A 16051-nucleotide genomic window follows, 5' to 3' on the forward strand; every position below is an offset into this window, starting at 1 on the left:
AGCTGGCCATCGTTGCCGCCATGCGAAAGCTCATCATAACCGCCAACGCCGTGCTCGCCAGCAATACCCTATGGAAAACCAACATGGATTGACACCAAACACGGTTGCTCAGGGGAGAGGTCGGCGCCGCCAGGAGCGCAAGCGAGGTGGCAGAGCTAGGGTGAGGGGTACGATGCTGGAATATCGCACCATGCTGCAGCATCGCACCTCCCCACCACCACCCATCCCTGCGCTTTCCCCTTGATCCCCGCCCCCAAGCTGCCACATAGAACTTCCGCCCTGTTCGCATTGGATGCTGTGATGACCGCGACCCTGCCTTCCATTTCCGGCCTGTCGGAACTTTCCGGCCGCTATGATGCGGTGCTCAGCGATGTCTGGGGCGTGGTGCACAACGGGATCGCGGCTTTCCCCAGTGCTGTCGAAGCGCTGACCGAGTATCGCAAGGCCGGCGGCAAGGTGGTCTTCATCACCAACGCGCCCCGTCCATCCGGCCCGCTCATTGCCATGCTGGAGCGCCTCGGTGTCACCCGCGATGCCTACGACGCCATTGTTTCATCGGGCGACGCCACCCGCGCCATGATTGCGAAATACCGCGGCAAGCCGATCCACCATGTCGGCCCGGCAACCGAAGATGATTCGCTCTACGAAGGGCTCGACGTGCGCCGCACCAGCGCCGACGAAGCCGAAGCTGTTGTCGTCACCGATCTCGATACCGATGATGACAATCCCGAAATGTACCGCGAGCGCGCCAAGTTCTGGCTCTCGCGCAAGCTGCCCATGATCTGCGCCAATCCCGACCGTGTCGTGGAACATGGCGAAAAGATCATCTATTGCGGCGGCGCGCTGGGCGATCTCTACACCGCCATGGGCGGCATGGTGCTGATGGCCGGCAAGCCCTATCAGCCAATATACGAGGAAGCCTTCCGCCTCGCCGAAGAAGCCGCCGGCCGCCCGCTCGATCGCTCCCGCGTTCTCGCCATCGGCGACAGCGTGCGCACCGACGCCACCGGTGCTGCCCAGTTCGGCATCGATCTGCTGTTCGTCACCGGCTCGATCCATGCCGCCGAACTCGATGCTTTCGGCAAGCCAGATCCGCAGGCCATTGCCGATCTGGTCGCCCCCAGCCGCGCCCGCATGGCCGGTTTCCTGCCGCGGCTTGCCTGGTAGATGCCGTGACGGGCTTCATTCGTCTCGCCAATCTCGATGCCGTGCCCGCGGAACTGCGCGGCGCCTATGTCGCCATCGGCAATTTCGACGGCTTCCACCGTGGCCACCAGCAGGTTGTCGAAACCCTTAAAGTTCGCGCCCGGCAAGCCGGCGTGCCCGCCGTGGTGCTGACGTTCGAGCCCCACCCGCGCGACGTCTTTGCCCCGGCGCCCTTCATGTTCCGCCTCACCGACGGCAACGCCAAGGCGCGCCTCGCAGAAACCTTCGGCCTTGATGGCATCGCCATCCTGCATTTCGACCGCGCCTTTTCGCAGATCGAGGCTGAGGATTTCGTGTCCCGTTTCCTCGTCGATGCGCTGGGCGTTGCCGGCGTTATCGTGGGCTCCGATTTCCACTTCGGCCGCCAGCGCCGCGGCACGCCCACTTTCCTCAAGGCGGCCGGCGAGCAACATGGCTTCGCCGTCGAAACGCTGGACTTGATGGACGAGGGCGACGAGGTCATCTCCTCGTCCCGCATCCGCGCCGCCCTCTCCGAAGGCGCCGTCGCCGCCGCCAATCGGCTCCTGGGCTATCATTGGTTCTTCGACGGTTGCGTGGTTAGAGGTGACCAGCGCGGCCGCGAACTTGGCTACCCGACCGCAAACACGGTCACCCACGCCAATTTCCAGCTCGCCCAGGGCGTCTACGCCGTCCGAGCCAAGTTGGGTGATCGCCTGCTCGATGGCGTCGCCGCCTTCGGTAAGCCCATGTTCAACAACCAGCGCCCGCCCTTCGAAACCCACCTCTTCGACTTCGACGAAGACATCTACGGCCGCACCCTGTCCGTCGCCCTCATCGGCCACATCCGGGGCCAGGAGGTCTTCTCCGGCCTCGACGAACTCATCGCCGCCATGGACCGCGACAGCCGCAAGGCTCGCGACCTCATCGCCGCCGCCAAGCCGCTAAGCGAACTGGATGCGAAGCTGGGATTTGTGACTGGCGCCTAGGCGTCGATCTTGCATTTCCGCTCTTACCTACTCCCTAGTTATCACCGCGTCATTCCCGCGAAAGCGGGAACCTCCGCTTCAAAACAGGGGTTCCCGCTTTCGCGGGAATGACACAGTGGGTGGAACTGACAGGAGCGAGGAGCCGGAAGCAAACACCTCCACTCCTCCACACCCCCACCAAATCATCCTTTGCTCCAGTGCGCCCACCTTGCTAAAAGGCGCCCAAATCTTCCTTACCGATTGCCTTGATCCCATGACCGATACAGCTGCCGGCGCGACCGAGACCGATTATTCGTCGACCCTTTTCCTGCCGGAAACCAGTTTCCCCATGCGCGCGGGGCTGCCCCAGCGCGAGCCCGACTGGCTCAAGCGGTGGGAAGACATGGATATTTACGCCCTGCAGCGTGAACAGGCCAAGGATCGCCCGCTCTTTACCCTGCACGACGGCCCTCCCTACGCCAACGGCAACATCCATATCGGTCACGCGCTCAACAAGACGCTCAAGGACATGATCTCGCGGTCCATGCAGATGCTGGGCTTCAACGCGGCCTATGTGCCGGGTTGGGATTGTCACGGCCTGCCCATCGAATGGAAGATCGAAGAGCAGTACCGCGCCAAGGGCAAGGACAAGAACGACGTTCCGGTCGTCGAATTCCGCCAGGAATGCCGCACCTTTGCCGAAGCCTGGGTCGATATCCAGCGCGAGGAATTCAAGCGTCTTGGCGTGCTCGGCGAGTGGGACAATCCCTATCTCACCATGAGCTTCGACGCCGAAGCCCAGATCGCGCGCGAACTGATGAAGGTCTCGACCTCCGGCCAGCTTTATCGCGGCTCCAAGCCCGTGATGTGGTCGGTTGTCGAGCGCACGGCGCTGGCCGAAGCCGAGATCGAATACCAGGACTACGAGAGCGACACGATCTGGGTGAAGTTCCCGGTCTTGGGCGCCTCGACCTCGGTCGACACCAGCTCGCCCTCCGGTTTTGCCGATGCAGCGACTGCCATCCGTGGCCTTGAGGGCGCATCGGTCGTCATCTGGACCACCACGCCTTGGACTATCCCGGCCAACCGAGCCATCAGCTATTCCAGCAGGATCGCCTATGGCCTCTATGAGGTGACCGAGGCAGCCGAGGGTAATTGGGCGGCCGTAGGCGAGCGCTATGTGCTGGCCGACAAGCTTGCCTCAGAGGTGTTTGCCAAAGCCAAGGTCACCGGCTTCAATCGTCTCAATGATGTCGATCCTGCCCGCATCACGGCATGCGCCCATCCCCTGCGGGGTCTGGGCGATGGTTACGCTTTCAAGGTTCCACTCCTTGATGGCGAACATGTCACCGATGACGCAGGCACCGGTTTTGTGCACACCGCGCCTGGCCACGGCCTCGACGACTTTGAAATCTGGATGAACTCGGGCCAGCTGCTCACCAAGCGCGGCATCGACACTTCGATCCCCTATGTTGTGGGCGACGATGGCTTCTACACCGCCGATGCCCCCGGCCTCGAAGGCGCCCGCGTCATCGACGACAACGGCAAGAAGGGCGACGCCAATAACCGCGTTATCGCGGCTCTTGCCGAGCGCGGCGCCATGGTTGCCCGTGGCCGCGTCAAGCACCAATACCCCCATTCCTGGCGCTCCAAGAAGCCGGTGATCTTCCGCAACACCCCGCAATGGTTCGTTTACATGGACCGCGACATCGAGGGCGCTGCCGGTGACACCCTGCGCCACCGCGCCCTGCGCGCCATCGACGCCACCAAATTCTACCCCGCCGCAGGCCAGAACCGCCTGCGCTCGATGATCGCCGATCGCCCCGATTGGGTGCTGTCGCGCCAGCGCGCCTGGGGCGTGCCGATCACGGTGTTCGTCAACAAGTCGACCAACGAAATCCTCAAGGACGAGACGGTCAATCACCGCATCGCCCAGAGCTTCGAGGAAGAGGGCGCTGATGCCTGGTACAAGCCCGGCGCTGCCGAGCGCTATCTGGGCGATGCCTACAAGGCCGACGACTACGAGATGGTCACTGACGTTCTCGACGTCTGGTTCGATAGCGGCACCACCCACTCTTGGGTGCTGCGCAACAAGCAGAAATGGCCGCACCTGAAATTCCCGGCCTCGATGTATCTTGAAGGCTCGGACCAGCACCGCGGCTGGTTCCATTCTTCCTTGCTCGAATCCTGCGCCACCAACGGCCACGCGCCCTATGACAGCGTCCTCACCCATGGCTTCACCATGGATGGCGAAGGCCGCAAGATGAGCAAGTCGCTGGGCAACACCGTCGCCCCGCAGGACATCATCAAGCAATACGGCGCCGATATCCTGCGCCTGTGGGTCGCCTCGTCAGACTATTCGGAAGACCTGCGCTTAGGGAAAGAGATCATCCAGACCACCGTCGACAGCTACCGCAAGCTGCGCAACACGCTGCGGTGGCTGCTGGGCAATCTCGCTCATTACCAGCCCTCCGACGCGGTCGATTTCGCCGATATGCCCGAGCTGGAGCACTTGATTCTGCATCGCCTGGCGCAGCTCGATACGCAGGTGCGCACGGCCTACAAGGAATACGACTACCGCCGTATCGTGACCCTGCTCACCAATTTCATGAACATCGAGCTTTCGGCGTTCTACTTCGATATCCGCAAGGATGCGCTGTATTGCGACCCGATCTCCTCGATCAAGCGTAAGGCGTCCCTGACGGTCCTCAATCACTTGTTCGAGTGCCTCACCGCATGGCTCGCGCCCATCCTGGTCTTCACCATGGAAGAGGTCTGGTTGGAGCGCTATCCTGAGGAGGGGTCCTCCGTCCATCTGCGCCTCTTCCCCGAAGTCCCCGCCGAATGGATCAATGACGATCTCGCTGCCAAGTGGCAGCTGATCCGCGCCGTCCGCCGCGTCGTCACCGGTGCCCTCGAAGTCGAGCGCCGCGAAAAGCGCATCGGCTCCTCGCTCGAGGCTGCGCCAAAAGTCTTCATCGCCGATGACCGCTACCTCACAGCGCTCAAGGGGCATGACCTGGCTGAAATCGCCATCACCTCCGACATCGAAATCGTCGAAGGCGCCGGCGAAGGCTTCACGCTGGACGACGTACCCGGCGTCTCGGTTGTTCCAGCCCCTGCCGAAGGCAATCGCTGCGCCCGCTCCTGGAAAATCCTCCCCGAAGTCGGATCGGACCCCGAGTTCCCCGACGTAACCCTGCGCGATGCCCAGGCCCTGCGCGAACGCGCTGCAGCGGGGCTCTGATGGCCGCGCCCACAACGTCATTCCCGCGAAAGCGGGAATCCCACTTTTGCCTGGAACCGCCAGGAGATTCCCGCTTTCGCGGGAATGACGTCGTGACACTGAAAAGGCTGCCACCAGAACAACCCTCCCCCTCCCAGGGGGAGGTCAGTTGGGGGTGTCCTTCGTGACCATTCAGCGCCTCGCCACGCCCTCTACCTACTTCTCCCTCACCACAGGCATTCTCGCCTTCGGCATCGACCGCGCTCACAAGGCCTTCCAGGTCTCCTCCGAGTGCATCGCCAACGGTGCCGCTCCCTGCGTGCAGATTTATTCCAGCTTCATTCCCTTCTCCATGACCAATTGGCGGGGCGGGGAAGTCGTGCGCGTCACCGATTTCTTCGATTACGTCCTGGTCTGGAACACCGGCATCTCCTACGGCATGCTCGAAGGCCTCCCCGTCTGGGGTCTGGGTCTCATCATGCTCATCGCCATCGCGGCGCTTTCTATCTGGTGGTGGCGCACTGACGTCACGCTGATCCGGCTGGGTCTCGCTCTCTGCATTGGCGGCGCCCTCTCCAACGCGCTCGACCGCCTGCTATACGGTGCGGTTGCCGACTTCTTCCACCTCCACTGGGGAAGCTGGTCGTTCTACATTTTCAACCTCGCGGATATCGCGATTACTGCCGGCGTGATCCTGCTGCTGCTCGACATGGTCGGGGTTGGTCATCCAAAGAAACAGCCCGTCTGAGCGGCACAAACACGTTGCCGCCAGAATCTGGTCTTACTGCGCGAAATGGGCTATAAGCGCGCCCGATTAGGTGAAGGAGGTTTCATGGCAAGTGGTTTGACCGGGCGGCAGTCGGCCCTTGAGGGTTTTTTCCAGGCGGGCAAGATTGCCACCGGCCTTGTGCTGGCCTTGGCGCTGGCCGCCTGCACCACGGTGGAAGGCACCAATGCCCTGACCGATGTGGGCACCTTCGAGCGTGAAGTGATGAGCTCCACCGCCCGCGGTGTCGGCCTCATTCCCGGCGAGGCACCCAAGGAAGACCTGACCAAGCCGCGCGCGCCCCTGGTGCTGCCCGCTTCCGGCCAGACGCTGCCCGCGCCGAGCCGCCAGGCCACCGTTGCGCAACTGCCTGTCGATAGCGACACCGTCCAGATCGATACGACGGGCCTCAGCGAGGCCGATGTCCAGCGCCTGCGCAATGCCAAGGTGGTGGATCTGCGCTCCGTGTCCGGCCGTCCGCTGACCGAGGCCGAAGCGCGTGCGCTGACCGCCCGCATGCAGCGCGCCAATGTGAGTGTCGCTGTCAACACCGATCGCCCGCTCTACCTGCCGCCCGAGGAATATTTCACCCGCGTCGGCAGTGCCGACATGGTGTGTTCGATCGGCAATGGCGAGATCGTGTCGATCAATGATCCCAAGTGCCCCGAATCGGTGCGCAGGGCGATCCGCGCGGCCCAGGCGCCAAAGCTGTCCGGCAGTTCGACCGGCTCGCTCAGCTCCGGCACAAGCGCTGGACTGACTGACAGCGACGTGGAGCTTCCAGACTAGCGCTACGCCTAGCCTTATTCACTTTTGAGCGGCCGGTTCACCCGGCCGCTTCTCGTTTTTCGCGCCGCCCATCCGGGTCCCGCATGACATGAAAGATACCGCCATGAGCGAAACTGCTCCCAACAAGCCCGAAACCAGCGATCGTCTCGCCAAGGTGATCGCCCGTTCCGGCCTTTGCTCCCGTCGTGATGCCGAGGTGTGGATCACCGAAGGCCGCGTCGTGGTCAACGGCAAGAAGGTCCTGACCCCCGCCTTCAACGTCACCAGCCGCGACAAGATCATCGTCGATGGCGCCCCGCTCGCTGCCCGCCAGGGCACCCGCGTCTGGCTCTACCACAAGCCTGCCGGCCTCGTGGTCACCGAGAAGGACCCCGAAGGCCGCGACACTGTTTTCGAACACCTCGAAACACTCGGACTTCCACGCGTCGTCACCGTGGGGCGCCTGGATATCAATACCGAGGGCCTGCTGCTGCTGACCAATGACGGCGGCCTCAAGCGCGTTCTCGAACTCCCCGCCACCGGCTGGCTGCGCCGCTACCGCGTGCGTGCCCACGGCACCGTCACCCAGGCCGCACTCGACAAGCTCAAGGACGGCATCGAGATCGATGGCATCCGCTACGGCTCCATCGAAGCCATCCTGGAGCGCGATCAGGGCTCCAACGTCTGGATCGTCATGGCGCTGCGCGAAGGCAAGAACCGCGAAGTCAAGAACGTGCTCGGGGCGCTCGGCCTTGAGGTGAACCGCCTGATCCGCATCAGCTACGGCCCGTTCCAGCTCGCCGACATTCCCGTCGGCGGCATCGAAACCGTCAAGGCGTCCACCCTGCGCGACCAGCTCGGCAAGAAGCTGGCCGAGGCCGCCGATGTCGATTTCGAAAGCGAAATGCCCGAAGCGCACCAGCTTGTCGGCAAGCCGACGCGCGATCGCCTTACCGGCCGCGGCACCAACACGGTTGAAATCGCCCGCCAGCGTTTCCGCTTTACCGACCACGCCGAAAAGACCGAGGAAGAAATCCGCGCCGAGCGTCCGCGTCCCGATCGTCCCGGCCGTTTCGACAGCCGCAAGCCGGTCGCCAAGCGCGACGAGCGCGAGGAAGATGCGGCTCCACCGCGCCACGTCCATTTCGACGAGGATGGCCGCGCGCCCGAGGAATTCGTGCAGAAGCGTCTGGGCAAGGCCACTGCATGGCGCGATCCCGATGACCAGCCCGCCCGCACCTTCGGCAAGAAGCCCGAGCGCGCACCCGGCGCCAAAAAGCCATTCGAAAAGAAGCCATTCGAAAAGAAGCCATTCGACAAGAAGTCCTTTGGCGACAAGCCGGCCTTCGGCAAAAAGAGCTTCGGCGACAAACCTGCATTCGACAAGCCACGCGGCCCGCGCCGCGAGGATGGCGACCGCCCCAAGCGTCCCTATGGTGACCGCCCGGCCGGCGCCCGTCCATCAGCCGACCGCAGCGAACGCCCGACCCGGGATTTTGGTGAGCGTCCGCGCGGGCCCCGTCCCGAGGGCGGTGCGCGTCCGCCGCGTGATCGTGAATTCACCGGTACGCCACGTGGCCCACGCCGCAGCGATGCCGGGGCAGGCGAGGGCGCCCGCACGTTCGAGCCGCGCCTGCGGCCCGATAGCGAACGCGGCGAAGGCGCAGCCTTCAAGGGCGAAGCCAAGCGGCCCGGCCGCAACTTCTCCGAAAAGCCCCGCAGCTTCCGTGACGGCGGGGATCGTCCATCGGGTGGCCGCCCCTCCGGCGATCGTCCCGCACGGCCAACGCGTCCCGGTCGCGACGAATTCGGCTCCGAGGCCAAGACCTATGGCAAGCCGCGCTTCCGCGCTGATGGCAAGCCCGCGCCCAAGCGCGATGGTGCAGCCCCGCAGCGCGGCCCCAAGCCGGGCGGCCGTCCCGGCGGCGCTGGTCGTCCCGCGGGCGGTGGTGGTCGTCCTCCATCAGGTGGCCGTCCCGCAGGTGGCGGTCGCCCGGGCGGAGCAGGGCGCCCGACATCGGGTCGCCCCACGGGTCCACGTCGTCCAAAGTGATAAATTCGAAGTGGACCTCATCCTGAGCCCGTCGAAGGACGAGGGCGTGGCACCATCCGGTTCCGCCCTCGTGGTTCGACAGGCTCACTATGAGGGCCACTGGAAGGACCCACCATGCGCATCATCGCCGGCAAGTTCCGCGGCAAATCGCTGATCTCACCATCCGATGACAGCATTCGGCCCACCGCCGACCGCGTACGCGAATCGATGTTCAACATCCTCGCCAGCCGGTTGGGCCCTGTGTTCGCCGATGTGCGCGTGCTTGATCTCTTTGCCGGCACCGGCGCATTGGGCTTCGAAGCCCTCTCCCGCGGCGCGGGCCACGTGACCTTCGTCGACATGGGCGCCGAGGCTCGCGGCATCATCCGCGACCACATCGAAGCCTTCGGTGCCGGCGGTGTCACCAAGCTTCTGCGCCGCGACGCCACCGATCTGGGCACCCCCGGCACCTTCGGCCAGTTCAACCTGGTGTTCCTCGATCCGCCCTATGGCCAGGGCCTAGGCGAGCGCGCCCTGACGCACATCGCCGCCAATGGCTGGCTCGCCCCCGAAGCCACCATCGTCTTCGAGGAAAGCGCCGACGCGGAAATCACCATCCCCGATGGCTACACCCTCGACGACCGCCGCATCTACGGCTCGGCTGCCGTCCACTTCCTGACGTTTGGCACCGCCGACTAACCGCTTGTGACTTCGGCGCACAACCTTGCAGTCGGCACCCTCCCCCTTGCGGGGAGGGATCAAGGGTGGGGGTGGCCTCCCATCGCATGCTGGGTCAGCGCAGGGGATCACACCCCCACGCAAGCCCCACACCGCCCCCGGATCTCCATCGTGGTTCGCTCCACGCGGAACCCCTTGGCGCCGGCCCAATCCCCCAACCGCTCCTCGATTACGGGATCGGCAAATTCATCCACCTTCCCGCACCCCTCGCAGATGGCGAACGCGATCAGCCCCTTGCGGTGGCAATGCTCGTCCGCACACGCGACAAACGCATTGAGCGATTCCAGCCGGTGCGCCAGCCCGCGCTCCACCAGCTTGTCCAGCGCCCGATAGACCTGCAGCGGCGCCCGCAGGCCCTCCTCGCGCAGCCTGTCGAGGATGTCATAGGCGCTGAGCGGCCCCGCCGAATGGTTGAGTGCCCCGAGCACCAGCCCCTGGTTGCGCGTCAGGTCCGCCGGGACTTCGTGACTATGTGCCATGGATTTCTCTCCTGCCGAACAAACGCGTCACCGGCACGGCCAGCGACACAAGGAATACAACCAGCGCCATCACCACGATAGAGGGCCCGGAAGCCGTGTCCCAGGTCCGCGAGCCGAACAGCCCGCCGACCACTGCAAGAGCCCCCAGCACAGCCGCAACAATCGCCATGGCTTCCGGCGTCGAACTCAATCGCCGCGCCGTTGCAGCAGGGATAATCAGCAACGAGGTAATCAGCAACACGCCCACCAGCTTCATGGCAATGGCGATGACGCTCGCCATCAGGATCATCAGCAACAACCGGCTGGCCTCCGGCCGCAACCCTTCGGCCTCGGCCAGTTCGGGGCTGACAGTAGACGCCAGCAATGGCCGCCACGCAAAGATCAGCATCCCCACGATGGCGACACCCCCACCATAAATGATGGCAATGTCCTCGACCGAAACGGCCAGGATGTCCCCAAACAGAAAACCCATCAGATCGATGCGCACGGTGGTGAGGAAACCCACCAGCACCAGCCCCACCGCCAAGGTCGAATGGCTCAAAATGCCGAGCAGCGCGTCGGTCGATAGCGTCGCCTGCTTCTGCAGCACGATCAGCGCACCGGCCACCAATGCCGCGACGGCGAACACGCCCAGCGTCATGTTCATGGACAGGATGATCGATAGCGCCACGCCCAAAAGCGCCGAATGCGCCATCGTATCGCCAAAATATGCCATCCGCCGCCATACGACAAAGCACCCCAGCGGCCCTGCGATGAGGGCCAACCCGATGCCGGCAATAAGAGCGCGGGAGAAGTAGTCACCGAACATGGACGCACTCCCCGGTAGCGGACACGGCGTCATTCCCGCGGAAGCGGGAATCCCACTTTGGGGCCGAAAGAACGAGAGATTCCCGCTTCCGCGGGAATGACGCGGATGCACAGGGGGCGGCCAGAGCAGGGCTGGAGGCGCCGAACCCAGTCAAAACCTCAATGCCCATGCACGTGCTCCCCATGCTCATGCTCATGCACATGTCCCTCCGCAACCACGCATCCATCATCATGGTGCTCATGATCATGATGGTGCTGATAAAGCGCCAGCGCACCGGCCCCGCGCTCGCCAAACAGCCGCAGATATTCGGGGCTGCGCTGCACAGCCGAAGGCGTGCCCCGGCAGCAGACATGGCCATTGAGGCAAATCACCGTGTCGGTTTCCGCCATCACCACATGCAGGTCGTGGCTGATCATCAGGATACCGCTGCGCGTCGTGTCGCGAATGTTGCGCACCAGATCGTAAAGTGCCACCTCACCCGAAAAATCCACGCCTTGCACCGGCTCGTCCAGCACCAGCAGGTCCGGCTTACGGATCATCGCGCGCGCAAACAGCACCCGCTGGAATTCTCCGCCCGAAAGCTCCTGCACCGCGGCCTTGAGCAGCCGTTCGGCGCCCACCGCTTCCAGCGCCGCGCTGATCTCGCCACGCGAATACCGCCCGGTCAGCGTCATCAGCCGCTCCACGGTCAGCGGCAGCGTCCAGTCGATGCTCAGCTTTTGCGGCACATAGCCGATGCGCAGCCCCGCCTTGCGACTCACCCTGCCGGTGCTGGGCTTCAACACGCCCGTGGCAAGCTTGGCCGTCGTCGATTTTCCCGATCCGTTCGGGCCGATCAGCGTCACGATCTCGCCGCGCGCAATCGTCAGGTCCACGCCGCTCACCAGCGTGCGGCCAGCGCGGCTCACCCCGGCATTCTCAAGCGTTATCAGGGTCTCTCTTGATGCCAGGGCATCCATGGGCAGTGTGCTCTCTACTGGCGCCGGGTTATTCACACCCGGGCTTGACGGCGTAAATTATGTTATAGCATAACGTCGACGCAAGTGTAATAACATAACATGAGGCTTCGATGAACCTGCTCTTTCCCGCTGCATTGCTCGGCACTGCCTTGCTGACCACTTCTGCCATGGCAGCGCCCAGCGTCGTGGCCTCCATCAAGCCGGTTCATTCGCTGGTTGCCGCCGTCATGGAAGGGGTAGGGGAGCCGACGCTCCTTGTGCGCGGCTCGGCGTCCCCGCACAACTACGCCCTCAAGCCGTCCGATGCCGGAGCGCTCGAATCCGCCGACATCGTGTTCTGGACCGGCCATGGCATGGAGCTTTTCCTCGCCGAGGCGCTCGACACCCTCTCGGGCAATGCCGAAATCGTCGAACTCGCCGAAACGCCCGGCATCGCCCTGCTCCCCATGCGCGAAGGCGGCGCCTTCGAACCCCATGAGCACCACGATGGCCACGATCACGATCATGATCATGATCATGACCATGACCATGACCATGGCCATGGGCATGAACATGAACACGGCGAAGGCGACATGCACTTCTGGCTCGATCCGGAAAACGCCAAGCTGATGGTCACCCACATTGCGGCCGCCCTCTCAGCCGCCGACCCGGAAAACGCTCAGGCCTACACCGCCAACGCCGAAGCCGAAATCGCTGAACTGGATGATCTCGAGGCCGAACTCGCCGCCACCCTGGCCCCGGTCAAGGACCAGCCCTTCGTCGTCTTCCACGATGCCTATCAGTATTTCGAACAGCGCTTCGGCCTGACCCTGGCAGGTTCGGTCACCGTCAGTCCCGAAACCGCTCCCGGCGCCGCCCGCATCGACGAACTCAAGGCCCGCGTCGCCGAACTCGGCGCTACCTGCGTCTTTGCCGAACCCAATTTCGAGCCCGCGATCATCAGCGCCATCACCGAAGGCACCACCGCCAAATCCGGCATTCTCGACCCCGAAGGCAGCGCCCTCTCCGAAGGCCCCGACCTCTACCCCAACCTCCTGCGCGGCCTCGCCACCAGCCTGGTCGATTGCCTGGGCTAACCCACGGAAGCCTCCTCCCCCTTTACAGGGGGAGGTTGGGTGGGGCCTTACTTCAGCGGCCCCTTGAAGATAAAGAACGCCCCCAGCGCGATCAGCCCGAACCCGACCCCGTGGTTCACCGTCAGCTTTTCGCCGAAGTAGAACACCGTGAACACGGCAAAGACGCTGAGCGAAATCACTTCCTGGATCGTCTTGAGCTCGGACGGCGAATAAACCGCTTCCCCGATCCGGTTGGCGGGTACTGCCAGCCAATACTCGAAAAACGCGATGCCCCAGCTGATCAGCACCGCCGCCCACAGCGCCGAGGTGGGCCATTTCAGATGCCCATACCAGGCAAATGTCATGAAGACATTGGACGCAAGGAGCAGCCCGATCGGGGCCAATGTTGCGAAGTTCAGGCCCAATTGCGGCTCCCTTTAGCGCAGATGCTTGGTCGGCTGTTCCAGCGCATAGATTTCGTCGTTGAGGCTGTCCATGCGCTGCCGGACCAGCTCCTGCGCGTCATAGAGTCCGCGATTGTAGAAATACGCGCCCATCTTGTCGGCAAAGAACATCATCAGCATTTCCGCCGGCATGGCCCCGATCGATTGGTCCAGCTCGTCACGGAAGTAATCCTGGATTTCCCCGACAATGGCCTTGGCTTCTTCGCGGCTGAACTTGATCGGCTTCATGAACGCTCTCCTTCTGGCGCGGTCATACCGCGAGTCGCCTCGCCCCACACCAGTGATTGACCGCCTCCACGCAAGGGGATAGTCCTTGTCACGTGTTGGTTCCCCGCGCCCGTTGCGGCAAGGGGATCAAAAGGGAATACGGTAGGGATTACCCATCAGGGGCCCGATCCGTAGCTGCCCCCGCAACTGTAAGCGGTGGGTCTTCTCATCAAGCCACTGGCGTTAAGCCGGGAAGGCGAGGGGACTGCAATCACCGCGAGCCAGGAGACCTGCCGGCACACGAGCCGGGCGAAAAGCCCAAATTGTTCCGCGCACGGAGGGTGCCGCATGAATACTTCGATCACGACGACTGGCCTCCAGTCACTATCCGTCTCTCAGCGGCTCATCGCGGGCTCGCTCGCGCTGCTGCTTGGTTTGACGCTGCTTGTCGGCACCGGCTTTGCTGGCGATTACCGCCTCCATAACGGCGCGCACGACACCCGCCACGCCATGGGCTTCCCCTGCCACTAAGGCAGCGCAAGAGAGACGACCAATGTTCCGCAATCTGTTTTTTGCTGCGCTCGTCGCAGCGCTTTGTGCTGGCCTCGTCACCTCGGCCGTCCAATATTTCCGGGTCACGCCGCTGATCTTTGCCGCCGAAGCTTATGAAAGCGAAGGCGTGCAAAATCACGGCAATGCCGCAGCAAATCACGAGCATGCTGAGAGCATGCCCGCCCATAACCATGGCGAAAACGAGTGGATGCCCCAGGACGGCTTCGAGCGCACAGCCTATACCGTGCTGGCCAATATCCTGATGGCGGCCGGCTACGCCCTCATCATCGGCGCTGTTTCGGTGCTGTTCAATCTCCCCATAACCTGGTCCACCGGCCTGCTCTGGGCCGTCGGCGGCTTTGCGGCCTTTTCCCTGGCGCCCGCCTTTGGCCTGGCCCCAGGCCTACCCGGCATGCCTGTCGCTGATACCCTGGCGCGCCAGCTCTGGTGGGCCGGCACGGCACTGGCCACCGGCGGCGCCCTGCTGCTGACGGCCAAGTTCCGCGCCCCCTGGGCCCTCGCCCTTGCCATCGCCTTGGCCATCCTGCCCCATCTGATCGGCGCCCCCCAGGCGCCGGACGAAGCCACCGGCTTCCCCGCCAGCCTTGCCGCGTCCTTCGCCTCGGCGGTGCTGTTCAATGCCGCCGTGTTCTGGATCGTCCTTGGCGTCACCTTTGGCCGCATGAACGATTACCTAGCCGTCCGCAACCAGCCTGCCGGAGCCTTCACATGACCACCAAGATCCCGACGACCGTCATCACGGGCTTCCTCGGCGCCGGCAAGACCACGCTGGTGCGCCATCTTCTGGCCCACGCGCCCAAGGGCAAGCGCATTGCCCTCATCATCAACGAGTTCGGCGATCTCGGCGTCGACAAGGATATTCTCGCCGGCTGCGGCGATGAAACCTGCCGCGAAGAGGACATGGTAGAGCTCTCCAATGGCTGTATCTGCTGCACCGTGGCCGACGAGTTCATTCCCACCATGCAGGCGCTTCTCGCGCGCCCGGAAAAGTTCGATCACATCGTCATCGAAACCTCCGGCCTTGCCCTGCCGCAGCCGTTGATCCGCGCCTTCAACTGGCCCGAGATCAAGGCGCAGGTCACCATCGACGGCATTGTAACCGTCGCCGACGCCTCGGCTCTCGCCGCAGGCCGCTTCGCCTCCGACGAAGCCGCCGTCGATGCGCAGCGCCGCCAGGACGAAATGCTCGATCACGAAACGCCCTTGGGCGAACTCTTCGAAGACCAGCTTTCCGTCGCCGACCTCGTCATCATCAACAAGGCCGACCTCGTCGACGACGCCATGCTCGCCAAGGTCGAAAGCAACATCCGCGCCGAACTGCGCCCCGGCGTCGGCATCATCCATGCCCGAAACGGCCATGTCGATATCGCGGCGCTCCTGGGCATGGGCATGGGTTCGGAAGAAGATATCGCCAACCGCCCCAGCCACCACGAACTCGAACATGGCGGGGAAACCCATGAGCACGACGACTTCGACAGCTTCTCGCTCCGCATCCCCTCTGTTGCCAGCAAGGACGAGCTCCTCGCCGCGATCGAACAGACCATCCGCGATCACGACGTGCTGCGCCTAAAAGGCTTCGCCGCCATCCCCGGCGCCGCCGCCCGCCTCGCCATCCAGGCCGTCGGGCCCCGCGTCACCGCCTATTTCGACCGCCCCTGGAAAGACAGCGAATCGCGCGAAACCGCCCTCGTCGTCATCGGCGAATCGCCCCTGGACCACACCGCCATCACCGCCAGCCTGCAACGGGCCACGGCTGCGGCGGCCTGATGTTCGACACGGTCCTGAGCTCGATCCCTCCGTCGACACCCTCCCCCTTGCGGGGAGGGATCAAGGGTGGGGGTGCC

General features: G+C 63.9%; 16 protein-coding genes and 1 riboswitch. Of the genes, 11 read left to right on the forward strand and 5 right to left on the reverse strand.

From position 1 onward, the window contains the following. Nucleotides 1–300 precede the first annotated feature (300 nt). The 7 genes from C8264_RS15890 to rsmD all read left to right on the forward strand — a co-directional run bounded on the left by C8264_RS15890 (nt 301) and on the right by rsmD (nt 9623). Entirely contained in the window at nt 301–1167 is an 867-nt protein-coding gene (locus C8264_RS15890; protein WP_108461963.1) for a TIGR01459 family HAD-type hydrolase, read from the forward strand. Between the two features lie 5 nt (nt 1168–1172). After that, nucleotides 1173–2153: a bifunctional riboflavin kinase/FAD synthetase gene (locus C8264_RS15895; protein WP_205245704.1), complete on the forward strand. Its 981-nt coding sequence runs from the start codon at nt 1173–1175 to the stop codon at nt 2151–2153. A 253-nt stretch (nt 2154–2406) separates the two neighbouring features. After that, a complete protein-coding gene (gene ileS, locus C8264_RS15900; protein ID WP_108461964.1) occupies nt 2407–5379 on the forward strand; it encodes an isoleucine--tRNA ligase in 2973 nt (990 codons plus the stop codon). 163 nt (nt 5380–5542) lie between these two features. After that, nucleotides 5543–6106: a signal peptidase II gene (gene lspA / locus C8264_RS15905; protein ID WP_245893282.1), complete on the forward strand. Its 564-nt coding sequence runs from the start codon at nt 5543–5545 to the stop codon at nt 6104–6106. A gap of 84 nt (nt 6107–6190) precedes the next feature. Beyond that, a complete protein-coding gene (locus C8264_RS15910; RefSeq protein ID WP_108461965.1) occupies nt 6191–6913 on the forward strand; it encodes a hypothetical protein in 723 nt (240 codons plus the stop codon). 103 nt (nt 6914–7016) lie between these two features. Further along, a complete protein-coding gene (locus C8264_RS15915; RefSeq protein WP_162783693.1) occupies nt 7017–8945 on the forward strand; it encodes a pseudouridine synthase in 1929 nt (642 codons plus the stop codon). A 114-nt stretch (nt 8946–9059) separates the two neighbouring features. Next, a complete protein-coding gene (gene rsmD, locus C8264_RS15920) occupies nt 9060–9623 on the forward strand; it encodes a 16S rRNA (guanine(966)-N(2))-methyltransferase RsmD (protein WP_108461967.1) in 564 nt (187 codons plus the stop codon). A gap of 107 nt (nt 9624–9730) precedes the next feature. Here rsmD and C8264_RS15925 read toward each other — a convergent pair whose 3' ends face one another. The 3 genes from C8264_RS15925 to C8264_RS15935 form a co-directional block, all read right to left on the reverse strand. Next, nucleotides 9731–10141, reverse strand: a complete 411-nt coding sequence (locus C8264_RS15925) for a Fur family transcriptional regulator (RefSeq protein WP_108461968.1) — start codon at nt 10139–10141, stop codon at nt 9731–9733. After that, a complete protein-coding gene (locus tag C8264_RS15930) occupies nt 10131–10949 on the reverse strand; it encodes a metal ABC transporter permease (protein ID WP_108461969.1) in 819 nt (272 codons plus the stop codon). Before C8264_RS15930 ends, C8264_RS15925 begins: the two co-directional genes overlap by 11 nt. A gap of 158 nt (nt 10950–11107) precedes the next feature. Further along, nucleotides 11108–11908, reverse strand: coding sequence for an ATP-binding cassette domain-containing protein (locus C8264_RS15935; protein WP_108461970.1), 801 nt, complete (start codon nt 11906–11908; stop codon nt 11108–11110). Nucleotides 11909–12018: 110 nt separating this feature from the next. On the opposite strand from C8264_RS15935, the gene znuA reads away from it, so the two are divergent. Continuing rightward, nucleotides 12019–12984, forward strand: a complete 966-nt coding sequence (gene znuA, locus C8264_RS15940; RefSeq protein WP_108461971.1) for a zinc ABC transporter substrate-binding protein ZnuA — start codon at nt 12019–12021, stop codon at nt 12982–12984. Between the two features lie 47 nt (nt 12985–13031). Here the strand turns inward: znuA and C8264_RS15945 are convergent, their stop codons facing one another. Both C8264_RS15945 and C8264_RS15950 read right to left on the reverse strand, forming a co-directional pair. Further along, entirely contained in the window at nt 13032–13388 is a 357-nt protein-coding gene (locus C8264_RS15945; RefSeq protein WP_425430686.1) for a DMT family protein, read from the reverse strand. Between the two features lie 12 nt (nt 13389–13400). Beyond that, nucleotides 13401–13655 carry a DUF2164 domain-containing protein gene (locus C8264_RS15950; protein ID WP_108461972.1) on the reverse strand — a complete coding sequence of 85 codons (255 nt, stop codon included), beginning with the start codon at nt 13653–13655 and terminating at the stop codon, nt 13401–13403. Nucleotides 13656–13734: 79 nt separating this feature from the next. After that, nucleotides 13735–13946: riboswitch (cobalamin riboswitch) on the forward strand. A gap of 36 nt (nt 13947–13982) precedes the next feature. Between C8264_RS15950 and C8264_RS15955 the strand changes: the two genes are divergently transcribed. Genes C8264_RS15955 through cobW form a run of 3 tightly spaced genes read left to right on the forward strand, consistent with a single transcriptional unit; the run spans nt 13983 to nt 15974 of the window. Then, nucleotides 13983–14165 carry a CbtB domain-containing protein gene (locus tag C8264_RS15955; protein ID WP_108461973.1) on the forward strand — a complete coding sequence of 61 codons (183 nt, stop codon included), beginning with the start codon at nt 13983–13985 and terminating at the stop codon, nt 14163–14165. A gap of 22 nt (nt 14166–14187) precedes the next feature. After that, nucleotides 14188–14919 (forward strand): CbtA family protein, encoded by a 732-nt coding sequence (locus tag C8264_RS15960; protein ID WP_108461974.1) that lies wholly within the window; start codon nt 14188–14190, stop codon nt 14917–14919. Beyond that, nucleotides 14916–15974 (forward strand): cobalamin biosynthesis protein CobW, encoded by a 1059-nt coding sequence (cobW, locus tag C8264_RS15965; RefSeq protein ID WP_108461975.1) that lies wholly within the window; start codon nt 14916–14918, stop codon nt 15972–15974. The genes C8264_RS15960 and cobW overlap by 4 nt, the downstream gene beginning before the upstream one ends. The last annotated feature ends 77 nt before the right edge of the window (nt 15975–16051 follow it).

It is taken from the genome of Devosia naphthalenivorans (genome assembly GCF_003056355.1).
GTDB lineage: Bacteria > Pseudomonadota > Alphaproteobacteria > Rhizobiales > Devosiaceae > Devosia > Devosia naphthalenivorans.